Here is a 13464-nt window from a genome sequence, read left to right as displayed (position 1 = left end):
GGGGGTCACGTTGACTACGCCATTGAAAAAGATAGTGATTGTAGGCGGTGGTGCTGGCGGGCTGGAGCTGGCGACACAGTTGGGTAAGAAGCTGGGGCGCGGTAAAAAAGCCAAAATCACGCTGGTGGATCGTAACCACAGCCACCTGTGGAAACCGCTGCTGCACGAAGTAGCGACCGGCTCTCTGGACGAGGGCGTGGACGCGCTCAGCTATCTGGCACACGCGCGCAACCATCATTTCCAGTTCCAGCTGGGCTCGGTGGTGGACATCAACCGTGAAAGCAAAACCATCACTCTGGCAGAACTGCGTGATGAAAAAGGGGAGCTGTTGGTTCCTGAGCGCAAGCTGCCGTACGACACCCTGGTCATGGCGCTGGGCAGTACCTCCAACGACTTCAACACGCCGGGCGTGAAAGAGCACTGTATCTTCCTCGATAACCCGCACCAGGCGCGTCGTTTCCATCAGGAAATGCTGAACCTGTTCCTGAAGTACACCAGCAATATGGGTGCGAACGGTAAGGTCAATATCGCCATTGTCGGCGGCGGTGCGACGGGTGTTGAGCTGTCCGCTGAGCTGCACAATGCGGTGAAGCAGCTGCACAGCTACGGTTACAAAGGGTTAACGAACGAAGCGCTGAACGTCACGCTGGTCGAAGCCGGTGAACGCATTCTGCCTGCGCTGCCTCCGCGTATTTCCGGTGCGGCGCACAATGAACTCACCAAGCTGGGCGTGCGGGTGCTGACGCAGACCATGGTGACCAGCGCCGACGAAGGCGGCCTGCACACCAAAGACGGCGAGTATATCAAAGCGGATCTGATGGTCTGGGCGGCAGGTATCAAAGCGCCTGACTTTATGAAAGATATCGGCGGCCTGGAAACCAACCGCATTAATCAGCTGGTCACGGAGCCAACGCTGCAAACCACGCGTGACCCTGAAATCTTTGCTATCGGTGACTGCGCCTCCTGCGCCCGTCCTGAAGGTGGATTCGTGCCGCCGCGCGCCCAGGCTGCACACCAGATGGCAAGCCTGGTCCTGCACAACATTCTGGCGCAGTACAAAGGCAAGCCAATGAAGGCCTATGTTTACAAAGACCACGGTTCTCTGGTGTCTCTGTCAAACTTCTCAACCGTCGGCAGCCTGATGGGCAACCTGATGCGCGGCTCGATGATGGTAGAAGGGCGCATTGCCCGCTTCGTGTACATCTCCCTGTACCGTATGCACCAGATTGCGCTGCACGGCTACTTCAAAACCGGGCTGATGATGCTGGTGGGCAGAATCAACCGCGTGATCCGTCCGCGTCTGAAGCTGCACTAATCTTTCACTCCCTCCGGGCTCTCCGGAGGGAGTTTTTAGCATGTCATGCTGTAGATCACAGTTTGACTGCTTAAGAGTTCTCCTAAATAGAATATATCTCCTCGCTATGCCCCTTTTTTGATCCTTTATCTGATTGGCGAAGCCGTGCCTCCATTGCAAAATTGTTACCAATAGCAACAAAGGAGGAAGTCCCGTGAATAAATCAATGTTGGCGGGTATAGGGATTGGCGTCGCGGCTGCGTTAGGTGTGGCTGCCGTTGCCAGTCTCAACGTATTAGACCGCGGCCCGCAGTATGCGCAGGTGGTTTCTGCTACACCGATTAAAGAAACGGTAAAAACGCCTCGTCAGGAGTGCCGTAACGTCTCCGTGACGCATCGTCGTCCGGTGCAGGATGAAAACCGTATCGCCGGTTCTGTTCTGGGTGCGGTAGCGGGTGGCGTGATTGGTCACCAGTTTGGCGGCGGCCGGGGTAAAGATGTAGCGACCGTGGTCGGCGCGCTGGGTGGCGGCTATGCCGGTAACCAGGTGCAGGGCGCGATGCAGGATAATGATACCTACACCACGACTCAGCAACGCTGCAAAACCGTCTATGACAAGTCGGAAAAAATGCTGGGTTATGACGTGACGTACAAAATTGGCGATCAGCAGGGCAAAATCCGCATGGATAAAGACCCGGGCACGCAAATTCCGCTCGATGGAAATGGCCAGCTGGTTCTGAATAACAAAGTGTAAAAAAGATGTTCTCTGAATTTAGCTCCTCATGCGCTCAGGCTGAGGAGCTTTTTTTTTGCTTCAGATTTTGAGGAGCTCAGGCCACAGCCGCAGCGTGGTGTCGCTGATATTCTGCAGTTTTTCCAGCGTTGCCCCTTCACGGGCGCTGATCGACATCCCCTGCAAAATACAGCTCAGGTATTGCGCCAGCAGCTGAGGGTTGCACTGTGCAGGGATTTCACCGCGCTGCTGCCGCTGAGCCAGAAAGGCGCTCAGCGTCTCCTCCTGCATGGCATGACGCGATTTCACCGTATTGGCAATCTCTTTCGAGGACGCCGCCAGGGTGGCAGAGGTGTTAATCATAAAGCAGCCCGCAGGCGTGTCCTTACTGGTGAAGCAGGTCGCGACGGCGGTGAAGTAATCCCGAAGCGCCTGTTCGACGCTTTTCTCTTCACAAAACAGCTGGGCTTCGTGTTTCGCCGCAAAGCGCGAAATGTATCTGTCCAGCACTGCCCTGAACAGCCCCTCTTTATTGGTAAATTCGGCATAGAGCGTCGGCGCTTTGGCGCCGGTGGCTTCTACCAGATCGGAAAGCGAGGTTGCTTCATACCCATGTTGCCAGAAGAGAGTCATGGCCTTATCAAGCGCTGCATCCCTGTCAAACACTTTTGGTCGGCCACGGCTTTTCTTTGCACAACTCGTGACGTCGGTTGTCATGTGCCGTTGGTCCTCTGTTGGTTTGTTGAATGACCATTATAAAAATAAACGCAAGTCACCACCAGCGCTGAATGCTTAAAAATAAATTAATCATATGAGTATGAAAAATAACGACTTTAAAATTAAGTTAACGACCATTATAAAATTATGTTGACGTGTGAGATTGATCACATTTATGATTTACCTATCGATCGTTAACTAAATAGCTAACGACCTCCAAATTCATCTGCTAAAGGTAAACATCATGAAAAACGTAAAAACCCTCATCGCTGCTGCTGTCCTGAGTTCACTCTCTTTCGCAAGCTTTGCGGCTGTACAGGTACAGTCCACCCCGGTCGATCAGCATAAAGTCGGGACGATCTCTGCCTCTGCCGGGACTAACCTGGGTTCACTGGAAGATCAGCTGGCGCAAAAAGCGCAAGAGATGGGTGCAAAATCTTACCGCATCACCTCTGTGACCGGTCCTAACACCCTGCACGGCACCGCCGTCATCTACAAATAAGCCGGGCATAAACCCTCATTTATGCCACTGCAATAAAAAACGCCCTGCTTAGCAGGGCGTTTATTTATTTATGATTTACATCGATTGCTGGATGACATCGTGATGCCGGGTGACGTCGGTCGGCATGCCTGAGCGGGCCTCCATTGCGCGCTCCATCACCTCGCTGTTGGTATTCGCATTCGTTTTAAAGCTTACCATCGCGGCATTCAGGTTGATGGGCAGCGTCTGCGGGTCATCGCCAATGTTTTTCGATAGCGGCTGGTGAATTTCAACCAGCCGCACGCCGCCCGGCTCCTCAGAAACCTTGATCGGCGTATTGATAATATTGACTTTCGTACCCGGCGTAACGACGTTAAACAGCGTTTTGATATCGTCATCGCGCAGACGAATGCAGCCGGAGCTGACGCGCATGCCGATGCCAAAGTCCGCGTTCGTTCCGTGCAGCAGGTAAACGCCGCCGTAGGCCGCCAGACGGATCGCGTGGTGACCCATCGGGTTATCCGGGCCTGCTGGCACCACGGCTGGAAGATCGATGCCCTGAGCTTTATACCGGGCACGAATATTGGCCGTTGGTGTCCAGGTTGGATTCGCGCGTTTATCCGAGACGGTCGTGACCATCGTCGGCGTCAGGGTGTCGCCGCCCAGCTGACCAATACCAATCGGGTAGACGGTCACCTCATTTTTACCCGGCGGGTAATAGTACAGACGCAGCTCCGCCAGATTTATGACGATCCCCTCACGCGGAGCGTCCGGCAGGATAGTCTGTAACGGGATAGTCAATACGCTGCCCGCGCGCGGGACGTAGGGGTCGACGCCAGGGTTCGCCTGCAGCAGGGCCAGAAAACCAACGTTATATTTTTTGGCAATGGCTTCCAGCGAACCGCCATTATTTTCAACCACATGAAAGCGGTTTTCCCCCACCACCTTGCTGCCGGGCGGAGGAAGGGGCCAGGTATTTGCGCGAGCGGGAAGTGCAACCGCAACGGTGGCTGCCAGCGCAAACAGGGTTAACCAGCGAGTCATACGCGAAGAGATCATCACCATAATCCATATAAATGATAAGGTTATTGTTTTATAAGGCGTTAACGATAATTATGGCGAATGGGTGTGTCGGGAAGATCGGGTGAAGTGCAAAGAGTTTGTAAATTGTCCCCCGTTAGCGCTGGGCTAACGGGGGAGGGGAGGTCAGGCGATCGCGTTCTCTTCCAGTTGGCGCATAAAGTTACGCACCCAGTCCATGCGGGTTTTGCGCTCCGTCAGCTCCTGGGTAAATTTCAGCCGCGTTGGGCCATCCAGACGGAAATGCTGCGGCTGTTTTTGCAGCAGACCGATGAGCCACATCGGGTTGACGTGGTTCTTCTCCGCGAACTCAATCACGCCGCCTTTTTCGTTGCCTTCAAGCTTGCGAATGCCCAGCTTCTGCGCCTGCTGGCGCAGGCGCGCGATATCCAGCAGATTTCGCGCCGCATCGGGCAGCAGACCAAAGCGGTCGATCAGCTCAACCTTAATCTCTTCCAGCTCGCTTTCCGTCTTCGCGCTGGCGATGCGCTTGTAGAACGACAGTCGGGTATTTACATCCGGAATGAAATCGTCCGGCAGCAGGGAAGGCATACGCAACTCGACCTCGGTCTGCTGGCTGGTGAGATCTTCCAGCGACGGCTCGCGCCCGGCCTTCAGGGCATCAACCGCGTTTTCCAGCAGTTCCATATAGAGCGAGAAGCCGATGGTCTCCATCGAGCCGCTCTGGTCCTCACCCAGCAGTTCACCGGCACCGCGGATCTCGAGATCGTGCGTGGCCAGCGCGAAGCCTGCACCGAGGTCTTCCAGCGAGGCGATGGCTTCCAGACGCTTCTGCGCATCGGTGGTCATCGCTTTCGGATGCGGCGTCAGCAGCCAGGCGTAGGCCTGATGGTGCGAACGCCCGACGCGGCCGCGCAGCTGGTGAAGCTGCGCCAGGCCAAAGTGATCCGCACGTTCAATGATGATGGTGTTCGCCGTCGGAATGTCGATCCCGGTTTCGATGATGGTGGTGCACACCAGCACGTTAAAGCGCTGATGGTGGAAGTCGTTCATCACCCGTTCCAGCTCGCGCTCGCGCATCTGCCCGTGACCGATAGCAATGCGCGCTTCCGGCACCAGCTCCGCCAGCCTGTCGGCGGCTTTCTGGATGTTTTCCACGTCGTTGTACAGGTAATAGACCTGACCCCCGCGCAGCACTTCACGCAGAATGGCCTCACGCACCACCAGATTATCGTATTCGCGGACGAAGGTTTTTACCGCCAGACGGCGCGCCGGCGGCGTGGCAATAATCGACAGATCGCGCATGCCGCTCATTGCCATGTTCAGGGTTCGCGGGATCGGCGTCGCGGTCAGGGTCAGGATATCGACGTCGGCGCGCATCGCTTTGATGCGTTCCTTATGACGCACCCCGAAGCGGTGCTCTTCGTCGACGATCAGCAGCCCCAAATCTTTCCACTTCACGTCGCTTTGCAGCAGCTTGTGTGTACCGATCAGAATGTCAATTTTGCCTTCGCTTGCCTGCTCCAGGATCTGCGTCTGCTCTTTGGTGCTGCGAAAACGTGACAGCATCTCGATGCGTACCGGCCAGTTGGCGAAGCGGTCGCGGAAGTTGTCGAAGTGCTGCTGAGCGAGCAGGGTGGTTGGCACCAGCACCGCCACCTGCTTGTTGTTTTCCACCGCAAGGAAGGCGGCGCGCATCGCCACTTCGGTTTTGCCGAAGCCGACGTCGCCGCACACTAAACGGTCCATCGCCAGCGGCTGGCACATGTCGCTCAGCACGGCGTTAATAGCCTGAGCCTGATCCGGCGTGGTTTCAAACGGGAAGCTGTCGCAGAACAGCTGATACTGTTCCTTATCATGCTTAAAGGCGAAGCCCTCTTTGGCCGCGCGCTGGGCGTAGATATCCAGCAGCTCGGCGGCCACGTCACGCACTTTTTCCGCGGCCTTCTGGCGCGCGCGCGCCCAGGCGTCGCCGCCCAGCTTGTGCAGCGGCGCGTTCTCTTCGGCACCGCCCGCGTAGCGGCTGATCAGATGCAGGGACGACACCGGGACATACAGTTTGGCGTCGTTAGCGTAGGTCAGCATCAGGTATTCACCTTTAATGCCGCCCGCCTCGAGCGTGGTCATCCCCTGATAGCGTCCAACGCCATGCTCCAGGTGAACAATCGGCTGGCCCGGATGCAGTTCGGCCAGGTTGCGGATCAGCGTGTCCGGGTTGATGGTTCGACGGCTGTCCTGACGACGGCGCGCGACGCGCTCGCCCAGCAGGTCGCTTTCGCAAATCAGCGCCAGGTTGTTGAGCGTGTCGATGAACCCATGCTCGGCGGCGCCAATCATCAGGTAACGGCCGTTTCCGGTCGCTTCGCTCAGGCGCAGGATGCGCTTCGGCGCCACCTTAATGCGTCCCAGCAGCTCACCTAACGCTTCGCGACGGCCTTCACTCTCAACGGAGAACACCACCGGGCCGGTAAAGGACTCCAGGAACTTGCGCAGATTATCCAGCGGGGATTTCTGCTGCGCCTGGACGGCCAGGTCCGGCAGCGTCCGGAAGGCGAGGTTGGTGTTGGCGGCCTTATCGGCAAGCGAATCGGTTTTCAGCTGCATGCGCGGCCAGCGCTTCAGCTCGGCGTTGAGCTCGTCGGTACGCAGCCACAGCGCTTCCGGCGGCAGCAGCGGACGCATCGGGTCAACGCCCCGGTTTTCGAAGCGAGCGCGGGTTTCGCTTTCAAAGCGGCTGGCGCTGGCGTCGATATCCCCGGTGTTAACAATCAGGGTATTCGCCGGGAAGTAGCTGAACAGGGCAGGGAGCGGCTCGCTGAAGAACAGCGGCTGCCAGTATTCAATCCCGGCAGGCAGCGTGCCTTTGCTGACCTGCTGATAAATATGTTCCGCGTCGCGCTTCACCTCGAACTTATCGCGCCACTGGCTGCGGAACAGTTCGATAGCGGTTTTGTCCGTCGGGAACTCATGCGCGGGCAGTAAATTGATGGACTCCACTTCCTCCAGCGTGCGCTGCGTATCGGCGTCGAAGACGTGCAGGCTGTCGATTTCATCATCGAAAAAGTCCAGACGATACGGCTGGTCGCTGCCCATCGGGTAAAGGTCGAGCAGCGCGCCGCGGGTCGCATATTCCCCGTGCTCCATCACCTGATCGACGTGGCGATACCCGGCGCCGTCAAGCTGCGCCCGCAGGGCATCACGGGACAGGCGCTGACCTTTTTTCATTACCAGCGCGTGACCGTGCAGGTAGCTGTGCGGACAGACGCGTTGCATCAGGGTGTTTACCGGCACAATCAGCACGCCGCGCTGCATGGTCGGGAGTTGATACAGCGTCGACAGGCGCGAGGAGATGATCTCCTGGTGCGGAGAGAAGCTGTCATAGGGCAGCGTTTCCCAGTCGGCTAGGCTGAACACCAGATTATCGGTGAACTGGCGAATTTCATCGTGCAGGCGCAGGGCGTTTTGCATATCCGGGGCAACCAGGATCACCGGGCCAGGATGACGCTCAGCAATTTCCGCCACCAGCGTGGCGCACGCTGCGCCCGTGAGTTCACCCAGCTGGCGCTGGTCGCCCGCTTTGACAGGCAAGGAATAACGATAGTGTTCAGGCATGGCTATGTCAGAGTCTCTTATGGATATACCAACAGTATTGGGGCATATCACTGATACGCAATGTCTTTATTATCCTCGATCGTTTTACATAAGCAAATCGTAACCGCACGGCGGGGTTATACGCCCCCGAAAGGGGGCGGAGAGGGCATTAACGGGTGGTCGGCGAGAGCGTAAGCGTCGAAGGCGGAGAAAAGAAAATGTCCCCGAACAGCGCGGTGGAGAGTTTACGCACCCCCAGCCCGGCCAGGGTACAGATAAGCAGGCTGGCAAACGGGTAGACCAGAATTAAGGTGAGTTCAGCCCAGAGCGGCCAGTACGCGGCATTCATCTCGCCAATCAGGAACAGGCTAAAGGCCTCAATGAGGATGCGGTGGGTGGTATAAATCGCAATGGTATTGGAGCCAATCACGTTCAGCAGGTTGTCAGGGTGAACGGCATAGCGCTGCTCAACGCTGTAGAACAGCTTCATGATCAGCACAATCGACAGCAAGGAGAGCAGCAGCGGAACGTTAGCAAACAACAGCACCACGGAGACGGCGGCGAAAGCGCCCGTTGCCAGCCAGGTGCGGCGCAGGTTTAGATTTTTCATCCATGCCATCAGCTCAGCGCCATACCACGCCCCGAGGCTGTAGTAGATCATGTTGCGGACCACGCTGTTCATTCCCCACCACGGCAGCGGCAGGAAGTTGATCGCGATGCTTGCCAGCGCCAGCAGTCCCAGCATCGGCAGCTTCCAGCGGCTCAGCAGTTTACACAACGTGAAGTAGACCACCAGGGCATACAGATACCACAGGCTGGTGCTGGCGGTGAGCATCCCTTGCACAAATCCCAGGAGCGAATCGGCGTAGGCCGCGTTCGACGAGGTGGTAACCTCGCGATCGGGCGCCAGCCAGGCGTTCAGGTGGGTCAGCGCCTGCCATTGCAGAATCCCCCACAGCGCCAGAACCCAGACAATGCTCCAGATTCGCTTGTCGAGGCTGGTTCGCCAGTCCACCTCGTCAATATAACGACGGATCAGATAGCCGGAGATAAAGAAAAAGACCGGCATACGGAAGGGGGCGAGATAGAGATTAAAATAGATCCAGCATTTGGCGAGAAGGCCAGAGAGCGGGCGTTGCAGCCCGATCAGGTGCGGATAAAACGTGATAACTGAATGGTAGATAACCACCAGGCAGATGCACAGCCCTTTTATCTGGTTAATCCATAATGCTTTTTGCTTCATTGTTCGCAACTACCTTATTGCCATAGACGAACGAGCAATTGTTGTTAAACGAAACCGGGCTGTAATGGGTAACAGTCTGTATCAGGAGGTTTTTCGGAAAAGGTGGAGGTTACGAGGTGCGGTTTCAGATATTAGTATCCTGATTTATCTGAATTTTTTGGAAAAATGATTACCAAAGCTTACGGTTTCAGTCATTTACGCTTAACGGATTCGCTTATATACTCGTGGGTCTGCTATCAGCAAACAGACGGACTTCATGTATCAACCTGTCGCACTCTTCATAGGCTTACGCTACATGCGTGGGCGCGCCGCGGACCGCTTCGGTCGCTTTGTCTCCTGGCTTTCGACTATTGGCATTACGCTTGGCGTGATGGCACTGGTGACGGTGCTTTCCGTCATGAATGGCTTCGAGCGCGAGCTGCAAAACAACATCCTGGGGCTGATGCCGCAGGCCGTACTCTCATCGACTAACGGTTCGGTTAACCCACAGCAGCTGCCGGAAAGCGCGGCGAAGTTACAGGGCGTCACGCGCGTTGCGCCACTGACCACCGGCGACGTGGTGCTGCAAAGCGCCCGCAGCGTGGCGGTCGGCGTGATGCTGGGTATCGACCCGGCACAAAAAGATCCGCTGACGCCGTATCTCGTTAACGTGAAGCAGACCGACCTGGAAGCCGGGAAATACAACGTGATTCTGGGTGAGCAGCTTGCCGGTCAGCTTGGCGTCAACCGTGGCGACCAGCTGCGCGTGATGGTGCCTTCAGCCAGCCAGTTTACGCCGATGGGGCGCCTGCCAAGCCAGCGCCTGTTCACCGTGATTGGGACCTTTGCCGCCAACAGTGAAGTCGATGGTTACCAGATGCTGGTTAACATTCAGGACGCGTCACGCCTGATGCGCTACCCGGCCGGCAATATCACCGGCTGGCGCCTGTGGCTCGACGCGCCGCTGAAGGTCGATACCCTCAGCCAGCAAAAACTGCCGGACGGCACCAAATGGCAGGACTGGCGCGAGCGTAAAGGCGAGCTGTTCCAGGCCGTGCGGATGGAGAAAAACATGATGGGGCTGCTGCTGAGCCTGATCGTCGCCGTGGCTGCTTTTAACATCATCACCTCGCTAGGGCTGATGGTGATGGAGAAGCAGGGCGAGGTCGCTATCCTGCAAACCCAGGGGCTGACGCCGCGGCAGATCATGGCCGTGTTTATGGTGCAGGGGGCCAGCGCCGGTATCATCGGCGCGCTGCTCGGGGCGGTGCTGGGTGCGCTGCTTGCCAGCCAGCTCAACAATTTAATGCCGATCATCGGCGCGCTGCTTGACGGCGCGGCGCTGCCGGTGGCCATCGAGCCGCTGCAGGTGGTCGGTATTGCGCTGGCCGCGATGGCCATTGCGCTGCTTTCTACGCTTTATCCTTCCTGGCGCGCTGCCGCCACTCAACCCGCTGAGGCTTTACGTTATGAATAAGATCCTGTTGCAATGCGACAACCTGTCCAAACGCTATCAGGAAGGCACTGTGCAAACCGACGTGCTGCACAATGTGAGCTTTAGCGTGGGTGAAGGCGAGATGATGGCGATTGTCGGCAGCTCCGGCTCCGGTAAGAGTACCTTATTACATCTGCTGGGCGGGCTGGATACCCCAACCAACGGCGACGTGATTTTCTCCGGCCAGCCGATGAGCAAAATGTCCTCGGCGGCGAAGGCAGAGCTGCGTAACCGCGAGCTGGGCTTTATCTACCAGTTCCACCACCTGCTGCCGGATTTCACGGCGCTGGAAAACGTGGCGATGCCGCTGCTGATTGGCAAAAAGAAACCGGCTGAGATTAACGCCCGCGCCAGCGACATGCTGAAAGCGGTAGGGCTGGGCCATCGCGGAAACCACCGTCCGTCGGAGCTGTCCGGCGGCGAGCGTCAGCGCGTGGCGATTGCCCGTGCGCTGGTCAACAACCCGCGTCTGGTGCTGGCGGATGAGCCTACCGGTAACCTGGACGCCCGCAACGCGGACAGTATTTTCCAGCTTCTGGGCGAGCTGAACGCCTCGCAGGGCACCGCGTTTCTGGTGGTGACCCACGATCTGCAGCTGGCAAAACGCATGGGGCGCCAGCTTGAGATGCGCGACGGCCATCTGAACGCGGAACTGACCCTGATGGGAGCAGAGTAATGGCGTCACCGTTATCGTTACTCATCGGTTTACGTTTTAGCCGCGGCCGCCGTCGCGGCGGCATGGTGTCGCTGATCTCCGTTATCTCGACCATCGGTATTGCGCTGGGTGTGGCGGTGCTGATCGTGGGCTTAAGCGCCATGAACGGCTTCGAGCGCGAGCTGAATAACCGTATTCTGGCGGTCGTGCCGCACGGGGAGATCGAACCGGTTAACCAGCCGTGGACTAACTGGAGCGACGCCCTGAACAAAGTGGAAAAAGTGCCCGGCATCGCCGCGGCTGCGCCCTACATTAACTTTACCGGGCTGGTGGAGAGCGGGGTAAACCTGCGCGCTATCCAGGTGAAAGGGGTGAATCCGACGCAGGAAGCGCGCCTCAGCGCGCTGCCGAACTACGTGCAGAACGGCGCGTGGGCCAACTTCAAGGCGGGCGAGCAGCAGATCATCATGGGTAAAGGCGTTGCTGATGCCCTGAAGGTGAAGCAGGGCGACTGGGTGTCAATCATGATCCCGAATGCCAGCGCCGATCACAAACTGCAGCAGCCAAAGCGCGTGCGCCTGCACGTTACCGGTATTCTTCAGCTGAGCGGTCAGCTTGACCACAGCTTTGCGATGGTGCCGATGGAGGATGCACGCCAGTATCTCGACATGGGCGACAGCGTGACGGGCATTGCCATTAAGGTGAACGACGTCTTTAACGCTAACAAACTGGTGCGCGACGCGGGCAGCGTGACCAATAACTATGTCTACATCAAAAGCTGGATCGGCACTTACGGCTATATGTACCGTGATATCCAGATGATCCGCGCCATTATGTATCTGGCGATGGTGCTGGTGATCGGTGTCGCGTGCTTTAATATCGTCTCGACGCTGGTGATGGCGGTCAAAGACAAGAGCGGCGACATCGCCGTGCTGCGTACCCTTGGGGCAAAAGACGGTCTTATTCGCGCCATTTTCGTCTGGTACGGTTTGCTGGCAGGACTGTTCGGCAGCCTGTGCGGCGTGGTGATTGGCGTGGTGGTTTCCCTGCAGCTAACGCCGATTATCAACGGGATTGAAAAGCTTATTGGTCACCAGTTCCTGTCGGGTGATATCTATTTTATTGACTTCCTGCCGTCTGAACTGCACTGGCTGGATGTTTTTTATGTGCTGCTTACAGCACTTTTACTGAGTCTGCTGGCAAGCTGGTATCCGGCGCGTCGCGCAAGCCGAATTGATCCGGCGAGGGTATTAAGTGGCCAGTAATTACGTCACGATCTAGCGGCTTTCGGGTCGCCAGATCGAAAGAGGAATGCGTTATGTATTATGGATTTGATATTGGCGGCACCAAGATTGCGCTCGGCGTGTTTGATAAAGACCTCAAACTGCAGTGGGAAACCCGCGTTCCCACGCCGCGCGACAGCTACGACGAATTTTTAACCGCCATTGCCGCGCTGGTGGCGCAGGCTGATGAACGCTTTGGCGTGAAAGGCAGCGTCGGCATTGGTATTCCGGGCATGCCGGAAACCGACGATGGTACGCTTTATGCGGCCAACGTGCCTGCCGCCAGCGGTAAACCGCTGCGCGCCGATCTCTCCGCGCTCCTTGAACGCGACGTGCGTTTAGATAACGACGCCAACTGCTTTGCGCTCTCCGAAGCCTGGGATGATGAGTTCCGTCAATATCCGCTGGTGATGGGGCTGATCCTCGGTACCGGCGTCGGCGGAGGAATCGTCATCAACGGTAAGCCCATCACCGGCCGCAGCTACATCACCGGCGAGTTTGGTCATATCCGCCTGCCGGTTGATGCGCTGGAGGTCGTCGGCCGTGATTTCCCGCTGACCCGCTGCGGCTGCGGGCAGCACGGCTGTATTGAGAACTACCTGTCAGGCCGCGGGTTTGCATGGCTTTACGAACACTTCTATCATCAGAAACTTGAGGCCCCTCAAATCATTACCCTGTGGGAGCAAGGGGATGCGCAGGCGCGTGAGCACGTCGAGCGCTATCTGGATCTGCTGGCGGTGTGTCTGGGCAATATTGTCACCATCGTCGACCCGGATCTGCTGGTGATCGGGGGAGGGCTCTCAAACTTTACCGCGATTACGGAACGGTTGTCCGGGCGTTTGCCCCGACATTTATTGCCGGTTGCCCGCGTGCCGCGTATTGAACGCGCGCGACACGGGGACGCAGGAGGCATGCGCGGAGCCGCATTCCTTCATCTCACCGATTAGTTTAC

Annotated in this window: 11 protein-coding genes; 7 read left to right on the top strand and 4 right to left on the bottom strand. The window is 57.3% G+C overall.

Annotated features, from left to right (window positions below; all coding sequences use genetic code 11):
- Positions 1 to 10: 10 nt before the first annotated feature.
- Positions 11 to 1315 (top strand): NAD(P)/FAD-dependent oxidoreductase, encoded by a 1305-nt coding sequence (locus ACVCAM_RS17995; protein WP_008500780.1) that lies wholly within the window; start codon positions 11 to 13, stop codon positions 1313 to 1315.
- A 193-nt stretch (positions 1316 to 1508) separates the two neighbouring features.
- Complete coding sequence (locus ACVCAM_RS17990) at positions 1509 to 2048, top strand: glycine zipper 2TM domain-containing protein (protein WP_008500779.1); 540 nt, start codon at positions 1509 to 1511, stop codon at positions 2046 to 2048.
- A gap of 60 nt (positions 2049 to 2108) precedes the next feature.
- Here ACVCAM_RS17990 and comR read toward each other — a convergent pair whose 3' ends face one another.
- A complete protein-coding gene (gene comR / locus ACVCAM_RS17985) occupies positions 2109 to 2744 on the bottom strand; it encodes a TetR family copper-responsive transcriptional repressor ComR (RefSeq protein WP_008500778.1) in 636 nt (211 codons plus the stop codon).
- Between the two features lie 244 nt (positions 2745 to 2988).
- On the opposite strand from comR, the gene bhsA reads away from it, so the two are divergent.
- Positions 2989 to 3246, top strand: coding sequence for a multiple stress resistance protein BhsA (gene bhsA / locus ACVCAM_RS17980; RefSeq protein WP_008500777.1), 258 nt, complete (start codon positions 2989 to 2991; stop codon positions 3244 to 3246).
- Positions 3247 to 3321: 75 nt separating this feature from the next.
- Here bhsA and ldtC read toward each other — a convergent pair whose 3' ends face one another.
- From ldtC to ACVCAM_RS17965, 3 genes are all read right to left on the bottom strand, one after another.
- The gene (gene ldtC, locus ACVCAM_RS17975; RefSeq protein WP_025911795.1) at positions 3322 to 4287 is read right to left on the bottom strand and encodes a L,D-transpeptidase LdtC; all 966 of its coding nucleotides are present in this window, start codon (positions 4285 to 4287) and stop codon (positions 3322 to 3324) included.
- A gap of 144 nt (positions 4288 to 4431) precedes the next feature.
- Positions 4432 to 7878, bottom strand: a complete 3447-nt coding sequence (gene mfd / locus ACVCAM_RS17970; protein WP_447093637.1) for a transcription-repair coupling factor — start codon at positions 7876 to 7878, stop codon at positions 4432 to 4434.
- Between the two features lie 148 nt (positions 7879 to 8026).
- Complete coding sequence (locus ACVCAM_RS17965; RefSeq protein WP_407223237.1) at positions 8027 to 9100, bottom strand: acyltransferase family protein; 1074 nt, start codon at positions 9098 to 9100, stop codon at positions 8027 to 8029.
- Between the two features lie 256 nt (positions 9101 to 9356).
- On the opposite strand from ACVCAM_RS17965, the gene lolC reads away from it, so the two are divergent.
- The 4 genes from lolC to nagK are packed head-to-tail and all read left to right on the top strand — an operon-like array spanning position 9357 to position 13459.
- Positions 9357 to 10556 (top strand): lipoprotein-releasing ABC transporter permease subunit LolC, encoded by a 1200-nt coding sequence (gene lolC / locus ACVCAM_RS17960; protein WP_025911790.1) that lies wholly within the window; start codon positions 9357 to 9359, stop codon positions 10554 to 10556.
- Positions 10549 to 11250: a lipoprotein-releasing ABC transporter ATP-binding protein LolD gene (lolD, locus tag ACVCAM_RS17955; protein WP_008500772.1), complete on the top strand. Its 702-nt coding sequence runs from the start codon at positions 10549 to 10551 to the stop codon at positions 11248 to 11250. Before lolC ends, lolD begins: the two co-directional genes overlap by 8 nt.
- On the top strand, positions 11250 to 12494 hold the full coding sequence (gene lolE / locus ACVCAM_RS17950) for a lipoprotein-releasing ABC transporter permease subunit LolE (RefSeq protein WP_008500771.1): 1245 nt from the start codon (positions 11250 to 11252) through the stop codon (positions 12492 to 12494). The genes lolD and lolE overlap by 1 nt, the downstream gene beginning before the upstream one ends.
- A gap of 53 nt (positions 12495 to 12547) precedes the next feature.
- Entirely contained in the window at positions 12548 to 13459 is a 912-nt protein-coding gene (gene nagK, locus ACVCAM_RS17945; RefSeq protein ID WP_407223238.1) for an N-acetylglucosamine kinase, read from the top strand.
- The last annotated feature ends 5 nt before the right edge of the window (positions 13460 to 13464 follow it).

The sequence above is a fragment of the Enterobacter sp. CFEC122 genome (assembly GCF_052983755.1).
The sequence above is the reverse complement of the archived record's forward strand: the minus strand, read 5'-3'. Positions and strand labels throughout refer to the sequence as shown.

Bases quoted from the DNA above. Each gene is read 5' to 3' on its own strand.
- comR (WP_008500778.1), bottom strand. From the start codon at position 2,744: ATGACAACCGACGTCACGAGTTGTGCAAAGAAAAGCCGTGGCCGACCA.
- bhsA (WP_008500777.1), top strand. From the start codon at position 2,989: ATGAAAAACGTAAAAACCCTCATCGCTGCTGCTGTCCTGAGTTCACTC.
- mfd (WP_447093637.1), bottom strand. From the start codon at position 7,878: ATGCCTGAACACTATCGTTATTCCTTGCCTGTCAAAGCGGGCGACCAG.
- ACVCAM_RS17965 (WP_407223237.1), bottom strand. From the start codon at position 9,100: ATGAAGCAAAAAGCATTATGGATTAACCAGATAAAAGGGCTGTGCATC.
- lolC (WP_025911790.1), top strand. From the start codon at position 9,357: ATGTATCAACCTGTCGCACTCTTCATAGGCTTACGCTACATGCGTGGG.
- lolD (WP_008500772.1), top strand. From the start codon at position 10,549: ATGAATAAGATCCTGTTGCAATGCGACAACCTGTCCAAACGCTATCAG.
- lolE (WP_008500771.1), top strand. From the start codon at position 11,250: ATGGCGTCACCGTTATCGTTACTCATCGGTTTACGTTTTAGCCGCGGC.
- nagK (WP_407223238.1), top strand. From the start codon at position 12,548: ATGTATTATGGATTTGATATTGGCGGCACCAAGATTGCGCTCGGCGTG.